Annotated in this window: 18 protein-coding genes; 3 read left to right on the top strand and 15 right to left on the bottom strand. The window is 66.3% G+C overall.

Annotated features, from left to right (window positions below; all coding sequences use genetic code 11):
• The first annotated feature begins 60 nt into the window (after positions 1 to 60).
• A complete protein-coding gene (locus tag FJ311_13320; GenBank protein ID MBM3952416.1) occupies positions 61 to 1,563 on the top strand; it encodes a hypothetical protein in 1,503 nt (500 codons plus the stop codon).
• A gap of 16 nt (positions 1,564 to 1,579) precedes the next feature.
• On the opposite strand, the gene FJ311_13315 is transcribed toward FJ311_13320, so the two are convergent.
• The 4 genes from FJ311_13315 to FJ311_13300 form a co-directional block, all read right to left on the bottom strand.
• The gene (locus tag FJ311_13315) at positions 1,580 to 2,806 is read right to left on the bottom strand and encodes a methyltransferase domain-containing protein (protein ID MBM3952415.1); all 1,227 of its coding nucleotides are present in this window, start codon (positions 2,804 to 2,806) and stop codon (positions 1,580 to 1,582) included.
• Positions 2,807 to 3,009: 203 nt separating this feature from the next.
• Positions 3,010 to 3,333 (bottom strand): type II toxin-antitoxin system RelE/ParE family toxin, encoded by a 324-nt coding sequence (locus tag FJ311_13310; GenBank protein MBM3952414.1) that lies wholly within the window; start codon positions 3,331 to 3,333, stop codon positions 3,010 to 3,012.
• Positions 3,334 to 3,348: 15 nt separating this feature from the next.
• Positions 3,349 to 3,627, bottom strand: coding sequence for a type II toxin-antitoxin system Phd/YefM family antitoxin (locus FJ311_13305; protein ID MBM3952413.1), 279 nt, complete (start codon positions 3,625 to 3,627; stop codon positions 3,349 to 3,351).
• A 71-nt stretch (positions 3,628 to 3,698) separates the two neighbouring features.
• Entirely contained in the window at positions 3,699 to 5,231 is a 1,533-nt protein-coding gene (locus FJ311_13300) for a YifB family Mg chelatase-like AAA ATPase (protein MBM3952412.1), read from the bottom strand.
• Between the two features lie 260 nt (positions 5,232 to 5,491).
• Between FJ311_13300 and FJ311_13295 the strand changes: the two genes are divergently transcribed.
• The gene (locus FJ311_13295; protein ID MBM3952411.1) at positions 5,492 to 5,914 is read left to right on the top strand and encodes a hypothetical protein; all 423 of its coding nucleotides are present in this window, start codon (positions 5,492 to 5,494) and stop codon (positions 5,912 to 5,914) included.
• Positions 5,915 to 6,194: 280 nt separating this feature from the next.
• Here FJ311_13295 and FJ311_13290 read toward each other — a convergent pair whose 3' ends face one another.
• The 10 genes from FJ311_13290 to rsmI form a co-directional block, all read right to left on the bottom strand.
• Positions 6,195 to 6,419, bottom strand: coding sequence for a DUF4926 domain-containing protein (locus FJ311_13290; GenBank protein MBM3952410.1), 225 nt, complete (start codon positions 6,417 to 6,419; stop codon positions 6,195 to 6,197).
• Positions 6,416 to 6,766: a hypothetical protein gene (locus tag FJ311_13285; GenBank protein ID MBM3952409.1), complete on the bottom strand. Its 351-nt coding sequence runs from the start codon at positions 6,764 to 6,766 to the stop codon at positions 6,416 to 6,418. The genes FJ311_13290 and FJ311_13285 overlap by 4 nt, the downstream gene beginning before the upstream one ends.
• A 72-nt stretch (positions 6,767 to 6,838) precedes the next feature.
• On the bottom strand, positions 6,839 to 7,285 hold the full coding sequence (locus tag FJ311_13280; protein ID MBM3952408.1) for a YHS domain-containing protein: 447 nt from the start codon (positions 7,283 to 7,285) through the stop codon (positions 6,839 to 6,841).
• Positions 7,286 to 7,343: 58 nt separating this feature from the next.
• Positions 7,344 to 8,093, bottom strand: coding sequence for a TerC family protein (locus tag FJ311_13275; GenBank protein ID MBM3952407.1), 750 nt, complete (start codon positions 8,091 to 8,093; stop codon positions 7,344 to 7,346).
• A 75-nt stretch (positions 8,094 to 8,168) separates the two neighbouring features.
• Positions 8,169 to 8,738 (bottom strand): TMEM165/GDT1 family protein, encoded by a 570-nt coding sequence (locus FJ311_13270; protein MBM3952406.1) that lies wholly within the window; start codon positions 8,736 to 8,738, stop codon positions 8,169 to 8,171.
• Positions 8,739 to 8,760: 22 nt separating this feature from the next.
• Positions 8,761 to 9,714 (bottom strand): glutathione synthase, encoded by a 954-nt coding sequence (gshB, locus tag FJ311_13265; GenBank protein MBM3952405.1) that lies wholly within the window; start codon positions 9,712 to 9,714, stop codon positions 8,761 to 8,763.
• A gap of 33 nt (positions 9,715 to 9,747) precedes the next feature.
• Complete coding sequence (locus FJ311_13260) at positions 9,748 to 10,590, bottom strand: tetratricopeptide repeat protein (protein MBM3952404.1); 843 nt, start codon at positions 10,588 to 10,590, stop codon at positions 9,748 to 9,750.
• Entirely contained in the window at positions 10,587 to 11,264 is a 678-nt protein-coding gene (locus FJ311_13255) for a BON domain-containing protein (protein ID MBM3952403.1), read from the bottom strand. The genes FJ311_13260 and FJ311_13255 overlap by 4 nt, the downstream gene beginning before the upstream one ends.
• Positions 11,233 to 11,583 carry a YraN family protein gene (locus tag FJ311_13250; protein ID MBM3952402.1) on the bottom strand — a complete coding sequence of 117 codons (351 nt, stop codon included), beginning with the start codon at positions 11,581 to 11,583 and terminating at the stop codon, positions 11,233 to 11,235. The genes FJ311_13255 and FJ311_13250 overlap by 32 nt, the downstream gene beginning before the upstream one ends.
• A 7-nt stretch (positions 11,584 to 11,590) precedes the next feature.
• The gene (rsmI, locus tag FJ311_13245) at positions 11,591 to 12,460 is read right to left on the bottom strand and encodes a 16S rRNA (cytidine(1402)-2'-O)-methyltransferase (GenBank protein ID MBM3952401.1); all 870 of its coding nucleotides are present in this window, start codon (positions 12,458 to 12,460) and stop codon (positions 11,591 to 11,593) included.
• Here rsmI and FJ311_13240 point away from each other — a divergent pair.
• Entirely contained in the window at positions 12,424 to 13,860 is a 1,437-nt protein-coding gene (locus FJ311_13240; protein MBM3952400.1) for a penicillin-binding protein activator, read from the top strand. The genes rsmI and FJ311_13240 overlap by 37 nt on opposite strands.
• 1 nt (position 13,861) lies before the next feature.
• On the opposite strand, the gene FJ311_13235 is transcribed toward FJ311_13240, so the two are convergent.
• Positions 13,862 to 14,954: coproporphyrinogen III oxidase (locus FJ311_13235; GenBank protein MBM3952399.1), on the bottom strand; the 1,093-nt coding region annotated here is incomplete at its 5' end.

Genomic DNA, 14,954 nt, shown 5'->3' with positions numbered 1-14,954 from the left:
CAGGCGAACGAAGGCGCAAGCGCCGCCGGCTACGAGATCGCGCCGTCGACGCCCTTCCTGATGACCGTGCGCCAGGTCGGCCTGCAATTCGGCGACGCCGTCACCGCGCTCGCCGACGCCGCGCGCGAATTCGCGCCGGCCTACGTTGAGGCGCTGACGCGCGCGCACCGGGAAAACCCGAGCGCCTTCGCCGCCCCGACGCCGCCTACGGAAGATCCCGCCTTCGCCGCCTGGCGTCCCCGCACCGAAATTGCCGAAGCGCGCGAGCAGGCGGCGACCGAAACCGCGCCCTCCGCGCGCGAGGCAGATGCGTGGGCGGCGCGAACGCGGCCCGATCTCGGCGCGAGCGAAGTTTTGGCGGCGGCCGACAGCTGGCGGGCCGTCGCGGTGCCGGCCCCGACCGTTTCGGAAGCTGAACAATGGGCGGCGCGGACGGAAGGCGGCCCTGACGCGGTCGAGGCCCGCCGCCCAGCAACGGGATGGGAAGCGGCCCTCGAGGTCGCGTCCGCCGACCCCGCGCTCGCGGCCGGGCCCGGTCGCGCCGGCGCCGGCGAAGGATGGATCACGACCATCGCGCGCGAGTGGGCCTCGCGGGTCGATCGCGGCGAACTGCTCGCCGATGCGCGCGGCTGGATCGCGGCGGTCACCACCAACGTTACGGGACCGCAGCAAGCGTTCGCCGCCGTAATCGCCGATTCCATCATTACCCAGGCCGGTCGGGCGGCGACCTCCGTCGAGCTTGCGGCCGGCCAGGCGGCGGCCGAGAACGCCTTCAACGGCGCGCTGGCCGCGGGCGATTCGCCCGATCAGGCGCTGGCGCGCGCGTTCGCCGCCGCGCGGAACGAAGCCGAAGCCTGGGGCTCGCCGCAGATCGCCGGATCGTCCGGCGAGCGTTTTCTCGCCGGTTCGGGCGACGCGCCGTCGCCGGTGCGCATTTCCCTCGCGTCCGACCCGGTGTTCGGCTTCAAGCCGGCGATCGGTTATATCCCGGCCTCCGTCGAGCCGCCGCCGCCCGCGCCGGTCACTGAGGCGCGCGACGATCCGATTCCCGCGCCGGTCGAGAACCTGACTCTGATCGGCGGCGCGGGCGCGGACACGCTCATCGGCGGTCCCGGCGCCGATACGCTCCAGGGCGGACAAGGCGCCGATACGTTGATCGGCGGGGGCGGCGCCGATCAATTTGTGTTCGCGGGCGGCACGGGCGCCACCGTCGCCGACAAGGTGCAATCGCTCGGTTCCGACCATGTCGTCGATTTCCAACCGGGCCAGGACCGGTTCGTGCTCGGCAACGCCGATTTCGGTTTCGGCGATTCGGGCTTTCTCGATCCCGCGCAGTACTTCGAAACGGCGGCCAGCCTTGGCGGCGCGCCGGTCGACTTGTCCTCCGGCAACGCGGTCAGCGGCATCGTCGTGGTTGGATCGCAGACCGGCTCGGGCGGGGTCGACATCTATTACACGTCGGACGCCAGCAACGCCTCCAACACGAACTCCTATCAGATCGCCCACGTGGACGGCGTCAATGCCGGCCAGGTTTCCGCCACCGACTTCGCGTTGAGGAGCTGAAGCGCGCTAGCGATTCTCACGTGCGTTGGAACGCACACCAAAAACCCGGCGTCGCGCGGTGTTCCATGACCGTGATGGCAACTTCGGTAAAATCGCATTCGGAGGCCAAGCGGCGAAGATAGACACGGCTGTGGGCGTATTCCCCCGGCTCCGTTACGCCAATATCCATGGAATCCGGAGCGGGATCGACCGAAAAGAACAGATGGCCTCCGGGAACCAATATTCGGGCCGTCTCCCGGAAAAAAGGCGCGAGGTCGGCGATGTGACATAGCACGCTTACCGATGCGACAATGTCAAAAGAATCCGTCCGCGCCGCCATCGCCTCGACCAGATCGCCCTCCACCAATTCGGCGTAGATGTTCTTAATGCGCGCCTTGGCCAACATGTCCGGAGACCGGTCGATTCCAACCAACCGAGCGACTTTAAGACACGTTCCCAGAAGCCCGGTGCCACAACCGGCGTCAAGCACGCGCTTAGTCAAAGCCGGGCCGGTAAGTTCGACAATGAACTTGGCCATCCGGTCGCTGAAGGATTGATGCAGAGCATTATCGTCGTATGAAGCCGCAAGCCCGGCGTAATGGGAGCGGATTTCTTTACTCGAAGCTTTCGCCGCTTCTCGCGTGTTAGGCTGGTAGGGCATGATGCTAAGTGCATAAGCAGCGACAGCCCGGTCATCCCACCCCATTCGCATAAGAACGGAGGCCTTATTGCGGTGGAGCGTGGGATTTTCCGGATAAGCGGAGACCGCCATGTTGGCTAATTTCAACGCCTCGTCTAGGCGGCCGAAATCTTTCACCACGTTTGTAAATCGGGCCAAGAAACGCGCCTCTGGTTTATGCTGTTTGATCAAATCGAACATAATTCCGATGGCTTTATCTGGATTGAAGCCCCCTTTCGAAATCGCGAGCAGAAGCTGATCGACTAAACCGAACCGGACATCGATCTCATTTGAAGGCGCGCTCGCAATGGATTTTTCGATTGCCGCGACAGATTCGGCGCGACGTCCCAGGTGCCACAAAATGGCGCCCATGAAATTCAATGCCTGCCAGTGATTGGGATAAATGTTCAGGACTGTTTGGGCGGCAGCTAGCGCCCCGTTCAAATCTCCTCGGTTGGCGAGTTCGACGGCACGAGCGAGGATATCCGACGGCGGCTGCCCCCCTCCGACCCTGGCCTTTCGTCTCGTGCGGGTGGTATTCGCCGACGCACGTCGGCGTTTTATCGGAGAACGCTTAGCTGTCATGTATGCCGGTTTTTCCTATGGCCAGACGCTCATTTTGTTTTGGTATTTTGGGCATTATGCGCGGGCGAGGCAATGGGATTGGAGAAAAAGTGTCGTTTTGCGGGCGCGCCAGAATCTTGGATACGATTCCAGACCGGAGCGCCTACGCCGCCGTCCGGTTGGGCGCGATGCGGGCGGCTTCCGCCGCGAACGCGGCAAGAGCGTCAACGGATGAGCCGCCGCCGCAGTAGGGTCTGCATATCCCGTCGCCCGTCGAGAACGCCGTAGACAACGACCTTGCGGCCGATAATCCGGTAGATCGCCCGATACGGCTTGTAATGGACCTCGCGGAATTCGGTCATGCCCAGGGACGAAAGTTCCTTCGGTACATTGCCGCGCTCCAGAAATTCGGACAATCCGAGGCAAGTTTCCTCAAGCGCAACGAGCAGGCGATCCGCTTTATCGATCGTGTCGCGCCGGGCGACGTAGCGGTAAATATCCTCGATATCCCGTTCAGCGTCCTCGGACAACAGAACCTCGAACGGCACGTCGGGCCTATTTCTTTACGCTGTTTTTTTCACGCGGGCACGAACGCGGGCGAAGGCTTCACGGGCCGGGCGGACCTTGCCCCGCTCGACGGCCTTGTGGGTCAGAGCCAGCATCTTGAGCAGGGCCATGGTCTCCTGGGCCTGCTCGTAGCTGGCGATGTCCTGCAAGACAGCCTTGGCTTCGCCGTGCAGCGTGATGATGACCGGGTCTTGGCCCCTGGCCAGGTCACGGATCACCTCCGGCGCGTGGGCCTTGAGATAGCTGATCGACTTGACCTGTTCCGAAAGTTTCATCGCCGGTCTCCTCGCCCGATTTCGACCAAAATATAGACCGAATTTAGTCCGAAGGGAAGAATGGGGTGTTTTCAGTGGGCCCCGATCCGGTTGGGCGCGATGCGGCGGAAGGAAAGCGCCTCGGCGACGTGAATACGGCGCACGCTTTCGGCGCCTTCCAAGTCGGCGAGCGTGCGCGCCACGCGCAGCATCCGGTGATAGCCGCGCGCGGATAATTTCAACCGCTCCACCGCCTCGGCGAGCAGTTTGCGTCCGGCCTCGTCCGGCGCGGCGACTTTTTCCAACAGCGTTCCATCGGCCTCGGCGTTGGTCCGCACCGGCGGATCGGCGTTGAGCGCGGGGTAACGCGCTTTCTGGATTTCACGCGCGCGGGCGACGCGGGCCGCGATCGCGGCGCTGTTCTCGGCGGGCGGCGGCAGGGTCAGGTCCATCGGGTTGACGGCGCCGACTTCCACGTGCAGGTCGATGCGGTCGAACAGCGGCCCGGAAATGCGCGATTGATACTCCTCGGCGCAGCGCGGCGCCTTGGAGCACGCTTGGGCGGCGTCGTCCAGGTGCCCGCAGCGGCATGGGTTCATGGCCGCGATCAACTGAACCCGGGCGGGATACGTCACATGGGCGTTGGCGCGCGCGACCGAGACGCGCCCGGTTTCCAGCGGCTGGCGCAGCGCCTCCAACGCGCCGCGCTGGAATTCCGGCAGCTCGTCGAGAAAGAGAACGCCCAAATGGGCGAGCGACACTTCGCCCGGCTTGGCGCGCGCGCCGCCGCCGACCAGCGCCGCGACCGAGGCCGAGTGGTGCGGATCGCGAAACGGGCGCCGCCGCGTCAAGCCGTCCTCGGGCAATTCGCCGGCAACGCTTTGGATAAGGCTCACTTCCAGCGCCTCGGCGGCGTCGAGCGGCGGCAGCAAGCCGGGCAGGCGGCTTGCGAGCATGGATTTGCCCGCGCCGGGCGGGCCGATCATCAGCAAATTGTGCCCGCCCGCGGCGGCGATCTCGATCGCGCGCTTGGCGGTTTCCTGGCCCTTGATGTCGGCCATGTCGGGATAGAGGGCGGCGGATTCGGAAAGCCTGGCGACCGGTGCGGCCAGCACCTGGCTGCCCCGGAAATGGTTGACGATCTGCACCAGATCGCTCGCCGCCAGCACGCGCAGGCCCTCCGCCCAGGCGGCTTCGGGGCCTTGGCCCGCGGGGCAGATCAGGCCGAGGCCCTGTTCGCGCGCGTGCAGCGCGGCCGGCAGCACGCCCGCGACCCGCGCGATCCGCCCGTCGAGCCCGAGTTCGCCGAGCGCCGCGTACTCGGCGATCTCGTCCTTGGGCAGCGCGTCCATGGCGGCGAGCAGGCCAAGCGCGATCGGCAGGTCGAAGTGCGAGCCTTCCTTGGCGAGATCGGCCGGCGCGAGATTGACGGTGATACGCTTCGCCGGCAGTGCGAGGCCCATGGCGGCGAGCGCCGCGCGCACCCGCTCGCGGGATTCGCCGACCGCCTTGTCCGGCAGGCCGACCAGGGTGAACGCGGGCAGGCCCGACGCCATCTGCACCTGGACGTCGACGGCGAGCACGCCGATTCCCTGGAACGCCACCGTGTTGACGCGCGCGACCATCGCCTCCTGCCCTTTCGCCGCGAATCGGTGCGGCGGATAGGATAAGGTTCTACCATGCACATAGGACGGGGACTACCTCCCCGCGCGCAAGAGGCGGCTCTCCGCTATGATGCCCAATCGTTTGAAAGACCGCAAAGAGCGATGTTCTTAACTGATCTGGTGTACGAACAAGCGAAGGCGCGGCCGTAGCTGCCGATGTGCAAGATGCTAGATTCCATTGGGCGCTTCAGGTAACGGCAGGAGCGCAGGGAAGGCGGACCGTGAATCCTGACGACCGGATAATCTTTCATCCCGTGAGTTTAGCGGGAGAGGAATTGGTGGTGTGCGCAAAGAAACTCGCCGCAGCCGAATCTAAACCGATCCAGTTGTTGTTTGCTGCCAAGGCAGCTCACGCGGCGCTTCAGGCGGCATTGGTGGCAGCGCTTTCCGGGCCAGACTACCGTGGCGCATATTCGGACAAAACAGCCAAGCGACACGAGGAGACCGTGGCCCCGTCGGTCGAGTTCGATATCAAGGATTACAAAGTCGTAAATTTTCTTGAGTTGATAGAAAAAGCCAAGACCAAATCCCTTTTGAAGTTAACAGAGGAAGAGAACAAACTGCTCGAACGATTAAGCGGAATTCGGGATGAAATCGAGCATCCGAAACCAGTTGCAATAAATGCCTTCATGTTCGTTTTCTAGTAGAGCCAATATCCGTGGCGGCAAGGAATACGGCGAAGGTGCTTGAAGGCGCCATACCGCATTATTTCCTCGGGAATGAGGAACACAGGCAGATCAGCGATGCTGCCGCTGCCATAAGTAATCTTTGTGACCGGTATCTAATGAATCGTTCTTCTTCGAAAGCGCATCTTGCTTTCTTCCGCTGCTCAATTGGTAGGCTGCGGAAATACTGTATGGCCAGAACCAAGTTGGGATAGGGTCTCTGCCGGTTGCTTCGTCGGGCCCGGCGGAACCCACCCACTCACGCCACCATTCGCGCGTGGGCGATCTCCTTGGGGCCGACGGGCCTTACGGCCGTGGATGGAACCGTCACGACCGAAACGGTCTCGCCCGCGAGCGTCGTGAATTCCACCTCGAATCCGGCGCCGCCGCCGTGGACCATCACGACCCAGCCCACGTCGCCCGTTTTCAGTCCGTCCTCGGGCAAGTCTTCGGTCAGGACGACGGGATCGAGTTCCTTGATCATTTCTCGCCTCCGACGGCCGGATAGGCCGTCACCAACCGCAGGGAAGTCTCGCCCGTCGTCACGAACCAAACCGTGCGCAGACGCGGCGAACGGCCGTCCGGCGCGGCGAGCGTCCCTTCCAATATATACTTCGTTCCGAATGGAGTCTCGATCGTCGAGACGACATCGGCGGTCCGCCCATGGACGATGAGCGCGTCCCGCAAGACTTCCCACGCCGCCACCCGAAAGCCGTGGCGGCGGAAAAAAGCAGCCTTGGCGCGTCCCGCCGGATGGCTTTCGGACAACAGGTACGCGTTAACCTTGCTCTCGTCGACAACGGCCAAGTATGCGTTCGGCAGGCGGTTCATTCGTGCGCGCGGCGAGCCTCCCGCAGCCGATCATAGGCCATGGCGGCAGGGCGGGGAAACGGCCGCGCGCGGTTACTTGTCCTTGATCTTCGACCAGTTATCTTCGGCCTTGGCGATGTAGCCGGGAATATCGGCCAGCCAGCGTTTTTGGACGGATTTGTCGTAATTAAGATAGAGCTTGCCGTCGCGGACGCGCCAAGCCTCGCCGATGACTTTGACCTTGTAGCCGGACGCAACGCCATAGGCGCAGAAGCCGCCGTACTGGGGCGCGTACTTGGCCGGGTCGGCGGCGAACCGGTCGCGGTTGGCGGCGGAGGAAAAATTCCACTTCGCCCCGTCCCAGGAATGCTGGAACTTGGCGTCGCCTTTCACCGCGCGGCCTTCGGTGAAATAAGCGACCGTGTCGTAGCCGTCGGCGGCGACTCCGTCCTGGAGATAATACGGTCCTGCGAACGCCGACGTGGCGGCAAGCCACACGATCCCGATCGCCAATCCGAAACGCAATAATGCTGCGCGCATAACGCATTCCGTATAGCACGCGCGGCGCGCCGCGGCCGTCACATGGACGTGAGGGTCCTCACGAATCCGTTTCCGGCCGCTTTTTCCGCGCGCGCCGGGCCAGCATGTTGAGGCCCTCGACGAAGGCGGAAAACGCCATCGCCGCGTAGATGTAACCCTTGGGGACCGGCGCGCCGAACCCTTCGGCGATCAGCGCGGTGCCGATCATCAAGAGGAACCCGAGCGCCAGCATGACGATGGTCGGATTGGCGTTGATGAAGTTGGCGAGCGGCCCGGCGGCGAACATCATGGCCGCGACCGCGATCAGCACGGCGACGACCATGATCGGGATGTGATCGGTCATGCCGACGGCGGTGATGATGCTGTCGATCGAAAACACCAGATCGAGCAGCAGGATTTGCCCGATGGCGGCCGTGAACCCGACCGCGCCCGCGCCGCGATCGAACATGTCCGGGCCCGGCTCGGGATCGACGCTGTGGTGAATCTCCTTGGTTGCCTTCCATACCAGAAACAGGCCGCCCGCGACCAGGATCAGGTCGCGCCAGGAAAAACCGGCGCCGAAAACATGGAAGACCGGATCGGTCAGCTGGACGATGATGGCGATGGTCCCGAGCAGCAGGAGCCGCATGAGCAGCGCGGCGGAAAGGCCGATCCGCCGCGCCCGCGCGCGGAATTGCGCCGGCAGCTTGTTGGTGAGAATGGCGATGAAGATCAGGTTGTCGATGCCGAGCACCACCTCCATCGCCACCAGGGTTATCAGCGCGGCCCAGGCGGCGGGGTCGGCAATGAGGGCGAGCAGGTAGTCCATGGCGAAACCTTTTATCTTCAATCGCGGCGACGGGATCCGGGATCATAGCCCGCATCCGCCGGAAGCACGATCTGGTTAGTAGCCGGTTGCGGGAAAGACCAGAGCCGCGATACCGAGCGCGCCGAATATCGCCGCGGCGATGGCGCGCGCGACCCCGAACGGTACCTTTTTTACAGCCACGTCGCCAAGCGCCACGGCGGGCGCGTTCGCGATCATCATGCCAAGCGTCGTGCCGAGCGTGACGACGGCGATGGCGTCGAAACGGGCCGCCAGGGCGACGGTGGCGATCTGGGTCTTGTCGCCGATTTCAACCAGAAAAAACGATATCAGGGTGGCGGCGAACGCGCCCGCCGCGCCGGCCATCCGGGGGTCGGCGTCGGCTTTGTCGGGAATCAGGGCCCAAACGGCCATGGCCAGGAAGGAAAGTCCGAGCGCCCAGCGCAGCACGTCGGGCGCGAGCCAGGCGGCGGCGAACACGCCCGCCCAAGCAGCCAGCGCATGATTGGCGAGCGTCGCCAGGAGTATGCCGGCCATGATCGGCAGGGGGCGGCGGAAGCGCGCGCCGAGCACCAGGGCGAGCAGCTGCGTCTTGTCGCCGATTTCCGCCACCGCGACGACGGCGGTCGAAACCAAGAAAGATTCCATCGCCGTTTCGTTCGCGGAGGACTTACGCCTTCGCGGATTTGATCCGCGCCTCGATCGCGTCCCAGATTTGGGATTCAATCGAAACGACGTCGAAGCGGCCGATTTCCTGGATGCCGGTTGGCGAGGTGACGTTGATTTCGGTGAGATAGCCGCCGATCACGTCGATGCCGACGAAGATCAGGCCCTTCTCCTTCAGCGTCGGGCCGATGGCGGCGCAGATGTCCCTGTCGCGGGCATCCAGCGTCGCCTTTTCCGCGCGCGCGCCGACGTGCAGGTTGGCGCGCGCCTCGCCCGGCGGCGGCACCCGCTTGAGCGCGCCGGCCGGGTGGCCGTCCACCAGCACGATGCGCTTGTCGCCCTCGCGCACGGCGGGAAGGTATTTCTGGACGATGACCGGCTCGCGGCTCATGGTCGTGAACATCTCGAGCAGCGCGTTGAGGTTGTCGTCCTCGGGCCGGATGTGGAACACCCCGGCGCCGCCGTTGCCGTAGAGCGGCTTGATCACGATCTCGCGATGCTCGGCACGGAAGGCCTTGATCTCGTCGCGGTCGGACGCGATCAATGTCGGCGGCATCAGTTCCGGGAAATGGGTCACGAACAATTTTTCCGGCGCGTTGCGCACGCTCGCCGGATCGTTGACCACCAGCGTCGCGGGATGAATGTGCTCGAGAAGATGCGTCGCGGTGATGTAGGCCATGTCGAACGGCGGGTCCTGGCGCATCAGCACCGCGTCGACTCCGGCCAGGTCGAGAACCTCGCTCGCGCCGAGCGTGTAATGGTCTTCTTTTTTACGCCGCACGGACAAAGGCCGCGCGCGCGCCTTGAGCCGGCCGTGGGCGAAGGCGAGGTTCTGGGGCAAGTAGTGGAACAGGGCATGGCCGCGCCGCTCCGCTTCGAGCGCGAGCGCGAAGGTCGAATCGGTCTCGATGTTGACCGTTTCGATCGGATCCATCTGGATGGCGACGGCGAGCTTCATCGAATCGGGAGGGTTTGTTGCGGCGCTTGGCGCTCAATTGAGCCGGCCGCGCAGCTCCTGGAGCAGGATCGAAACGCGGTAACGGCTCGAATCGCGGGTTTCGCGCCGCAGGAACTCCTCGAACGCGGCGACCGCGGCCTTGACGTTATCGAGCCGGGAATTGAGCACGCCCGCCTCCCGCCACAGTTCCGGCGATTCGGGCGCGAACAGCAGCATCAATTCGATCTGGGCGAGCGCGTCCTCGATCTGGCGGGAATCGAGCAGTCGCGCCTTGATCGTGTTTTGGAGCCGAAGCAGCACCTCGCGTGCGGAAAGGGCGCGGAAATGACCGGGACGGATTTCGGCCTCGGGGCCGGAAAATTCCTTCAGCATGACGCGCAGCGCCGGCGTTTCCAGAACTTTCAGGCCCGCGAACGGGTCGAGCAACGCGCGCCGGCCGCCATGATCGAGGCGGAGCAGAAGACGGGGCGGAAAATCGACGGCCGCGAGCGGCCAGCCGAGGGTCCGGGCGACGTGCAGATAAATGATGCCGAGGGTCACGGGCAGCCCCCCGCGCCGGTCCATGACATAGGTGAGATTGGCGCAGTCGGGATCGCGAAAGGCATCGGCGGTGCCGACGTAGCCGTAGCGCTTGGCGACGATCTCGGCCAGCGCCTCGACCCGCATGTCGAGCGAAGGCTCGGGCCCGGCGTGGCGGGCGACATCCTCGCAGATCTTGGCGAGGTGGCGGCGGTACGGCTGCAGCAGCACGCCCGGCCGCCCGGCGACGGCGAGCATCAAGGCCACCTCGGCGACGTCGATGTCGGCTTCGGCCTGCGCCGCGACCGCGCGGAGCGCGACGCGCACCGCCGGCGACAGCGAGGCGGGCAGGCTCACGACGCCCCCCCGGCGGCCTGCTTGACCCGGATGTGATCGACCACGCGGCGCACATAGCTGATCGAACGGCAGGTGTCGATGACGCGGCGATGCTCGTCCGCGCCGCGGGCGATGCCGATCAGGTAGACGGTACCGTTGATGGTCTGGACGTTGAAATTGACCGCCATTACTTTTTCGTCGAACGCGAGCTTGGACTTGATCTGGGTCGTGATCCAGGTGTCGCGGCTGTAGTCGACCACGCCGGCGGAAGGCGCGATCTCGATTTCGTTCAGCACTTGTTTGACGCCGACCACTTTCCACGCCTCGCCGACCGCGTCGGCGCGCATCTTTTCGTCCTGGACCAGACCGGTAAGCAGCGCGCGGCCTTCGTGGACCTCGACCGACACCTTGGTCGGGATCAGGTGGTCCTTGTCGAGCCAGCGGGTGCGGATGTCCATGGCGAGCTTCAGGTCGCTGGCGACGCCGTCGATCCCGCGCTCATCATAGGCCGCGACGCCGACGGCGGCCGCGCCGCCGACCGCGGCGCCGACGCAGCCGCCGAGGAGGATCGGCAAGGCAAACAGGGCGATCAAGGCATAAGGAGCGGCGAATCGGCGCATGGGCGCGATCATACAAGCGTGCGGCGCAGGCCTCAATCGTTCTTCACTCGTCGGCGCGCCAGGCGTTCGGGACATGACGCGGCCATCGTCCCGGCGCGACCAAAATCGCGTCGAATCGGACTTGGCAATCGCGCAACCCCGGCCGCTTGGCGACGAACGCGTCGGCGGCGCGGGCGATGCGTCGGCGCTGATCGGGGCGAATCGACTCGGCCGCCGTGTTCAAGTCGGGACGCGATTTGACTTCCACGAAAGCGAGCGTGTGGCCGCGTCGCGCGATCACGTCCACTTCGCCCGCGCCGGTTCCCGCGCCGATCGAAAATCGTCGGGCGAGCACGCGATAACCCTTGAGCGTCAAAAGCAGCAGCGCGACGAGTTCGGCGGCGCGTCCGCTCATGGAAGATTCATTTGGGTTTCAGTTCGAGGGCGCGCCGGTAAAGCTCGCGCCGGGAAATTCCGGTCACGCGCGCGACCTCGGCGGCCGCGGCCGACGGCGAAAGGCGGGCGAGCGCCGTTCTCAACGCGCCATCGACGTCCGTCGCGCCGGGATGACTGTCAGGTGGCGCGACCACGACGACCATTTCGCCCTTGGGCGGCCCGGCTTCGCCGTAATGGCGGGCGAGGTCGGGCAAGGGACCGCGCCGTACCTCCTCGAACATCTTGGTGAGTTCGCGCGCGACCGCCGCCGGGCGCGGCCCGAAAATCTCGGCCATGTCGGCCAGCGCGCGCGCGAGCCGCGGCGCGGTTTCGAAAAAGATCAACGTCCCGGGAACGCCCGCGATCTCCGACAACGATTTCCGCCGCGCCGTCGGTTTGGCCGGCAGGAAGCCGGCGAAGAAAAAACGGTCCGCGGGCAGGCCCGACAGTTGCAGCGCGGCGACCGCCGCCGACGGCCCCGGCACGGCGGTGACCGGAATGCCGCGTGCGACCGTCTCGCGCACCAGCTTGAAGCCGGGGTCGGCGATGAGCGGCGAACCGGCGTCCGACACCAGCGCGATCGCCTCGCCCGCTTGAAGCCGCTCCAGCAGGCGGGGCCGGACGCGCTCGGCGTTGTGGTCGTGATAGGCGATCAACGGACGGGAGATTCCGTGCCGGGCGAGGAGCTTCGCGGTGACGCGCGTGTCCTCGCAGGCGATCGCGCCCGCGCCGGCGAGGGTGTCGAGCGCCCGGAGGCTCACGTCGCGGAGATTGCCGATCGGCGTCGCCACCAGATAGAGTCCGCCGGGGAGGAGAGCCGATGCGCTTTTTCCGTAATCGCCGCCTGATGGCCGCATGGCCCTCCGTCCTTGGGGTGCTCGCCGCGGGTGTGCTCTGGGGCTGCGAGTCTCCCAGGCCGGGTCCGGCGAAGCAAGACGCGCCGGCCGTTCGGCCGGCGCCTCCCACCGCGTCCCCGGCCGCGCCGCCGGTCGCGTCGAGCCCGGCGGTTCGCCCGGCGCAACCCGCGACACCGTCGCTCGCCCCCTTGCTGTCGCGGCCGACCGCGCCGGGCCAGCCGGACGAAGCCGCGCCCGAAGCTCCCGCCGTGGCGCCGCCGCCGCCGATTCCGGGCGCGGTCCGGGTCGGACTTCTGGTGCCGCTCGCCGGCGCGAACGCGTCCCTCGGCCAAGCTATGCTGAACGCGGCGCAAATGGCGCTGTTCGATTGGGCCGACGAAAAATTCGAGATCGTCGTTCACGGCACCGGCGATTCGCCCGAAAGCGCGCAACGCGCGGCCCAGGAAGCGATCGCCGACGGCGCGCAGTTGATTCTCGGGCCGCTGCTGGCGCAAAGCGTGCGGGCGGTCGCGCCGGTGGCGCGCGTCGCGCGGGTACCGGTGGTGGCGTTTTCCTCCGACCGCGCCGCCGCCGGCGACGGCGCCTACATCCTCGGCTTCCAGCCCGAATCCGAGGTGCGCCGGGTCGTCGGCTACGCCCGCGCGCGCGGCTTCGTCCGCTTCGCCGCGCTCGCGCCCGACAACGACTACGGCCGCGCGGTCGTCGCCGCGCTGCGCCAGGCGGCCGCCGACGGCAACGCGGTGGTGACGCAAGTGCAGTTCTACGATCCGAACGCGACCGATTTTTCCGATTTGATCCGCCGCTTCGCCAACTACGACGCGCGTCGCCAGGCGCTGCTCGCGCAGAAGAAGGAACTGGAAGGCCGCGACGACGAGATATCCAAGCGCGCGCTGGCGCGCCTGGAACGGATGCAAACCCTGGGCGAATTGCCGTTCGACGCCTTGCTGCTGCCCGACGGCGGACAGCGCCTGCAGGCGATCGCCGCGCTGCTGCCGTTCTTCGACATCGACCCGGCGAAAATCCGCATGCTCGGCACCGGGCGATGGGACCAGGCGCAGCTGGGCGCGGAACCGGCGCTGGTCGGCGGCTGGTACCCGGCGCCGCCGCCGCAGACCCGGGCCTCTTTCGAGCAGCGTTACCGCCAGGCGTTCGGCGCGGCGCCGCCCCGGCTGGCGACGCTTGCCTACGACGCGGGCGCGCTCGCCGCGGTTTTGGCGCGCGGCGAGAGGGGCGCCGATTTCTCGCCCGCCGCGCTGACGCAAAGCTCGGGCTTCGCCGGCAGCGACGGAATTTTCCGTCTGCGCCCGGACGGCGGCAACGAACGCGGGCTCGCGGTGCTGCAAGTGCTCGCCAACGGCACCCGCGTCGTCAGCCCGGCGCCGGAATCCTTCAGGAACTGAATCAACGCGCCGGCAGCAGCGAGGTCAGAATGGCGTTGAGCCGTTGCCGTCCGGCGGCGGTCGCGCGCAGGCGGTGCTCGTCGCATTCGAGAAAGCCGCCGTCCGCGAGCCGCGCCAACGCCGCCCGGTCGACGACGGCGAGCACGTCCGCTCCGGTCAATGCCCGAAACCGCGCCCGGCCGACGCCCTCGCTGAGCCGCAGGCCCGCGAGCAGCAGTTCCTCGCGGCGTTTTTCCGGAGTCAGCCGCTGGCGCTTGCCGGTGCCGTGGCCGACCTTTTCGACCGCCGCGAGCCATCCGGCGGGATCGTGAATCTGGTGGGTGGCGACGGCCGTGCCGTCCGAAGATGCCATGCGCCCGTGCGCGCCGGGACCGACGCCGACGTAACAACCGCCCCGCCAATAGATCAGGTTATGGCGGCATTCGGCGCCGGGTTTAGCATGATTGGAAATCTCGTAAGGATGCAGGCCGGCGGCGCGCGTCATTTCCTGGGTTGCCTCGAAGAGATCGGCGGCGGCGTCCTCGTCGGCGGCGAGGACGCGATCGCGGTGAAAGAGGGTGCCCGGTTCGATCGTCAGTTGGTAGAGCGAAAGATGGCCGCGGGCGAAGCGGAGCGCGCGCCCCAATTCCCGGCGCCATCCGGCGACGGTCTGGCCGGGCCGCGCGTAGATGAGATCGAAGGAAAAGCGCGGGAAGATCGCGGCCGCCGTTTCCAGCGCGCGCAGCGCCTCGGCCGCCGAATGCTTGCGACCGAGAAACCGGAGCGCCTCGTCGTCGAGCGCCTGGACGCCGATCGACACGCGATTGATGCCCGCGCGTCGGAATCCCTCGAATTTTTTCGCCTCGACCGAGGTCGGGTTGGCTTCGAGCGTGATTTCGGCGTGGTCGGCCAAGCCCCATAGCCGCTTGACCGCATGGACGATCGCGCCCGCCGACTCGGGCGACATCAGGGATGGCGTGCCGCCGCCGAAAAAAATCGTGCGCGCGTGCCCCAAGCGCCCGGTTTCGGCATGGTAATGCGCGAGTTCGCGAACGACGGCGTCCCGCCAGCGCCCCTCGGGCACAGCTTCGGCGACGTGGCTGTTGAAATCGCAA

The sequence above is a fragment of the Rhodospirillales bacterium genome (assembly GCA_016872535.1).
Lineage (GTDB): Bacteria > Pseudomonadota > Alphaproteobacteria > Rhodospirillales > 2-12-FULL-67-15 > 2-12-FULL-67-15.
Note: the sequence above shows the minus strand (reverse complement) of the source record. Positions and strands in the feature narration are given on the sequence as shown.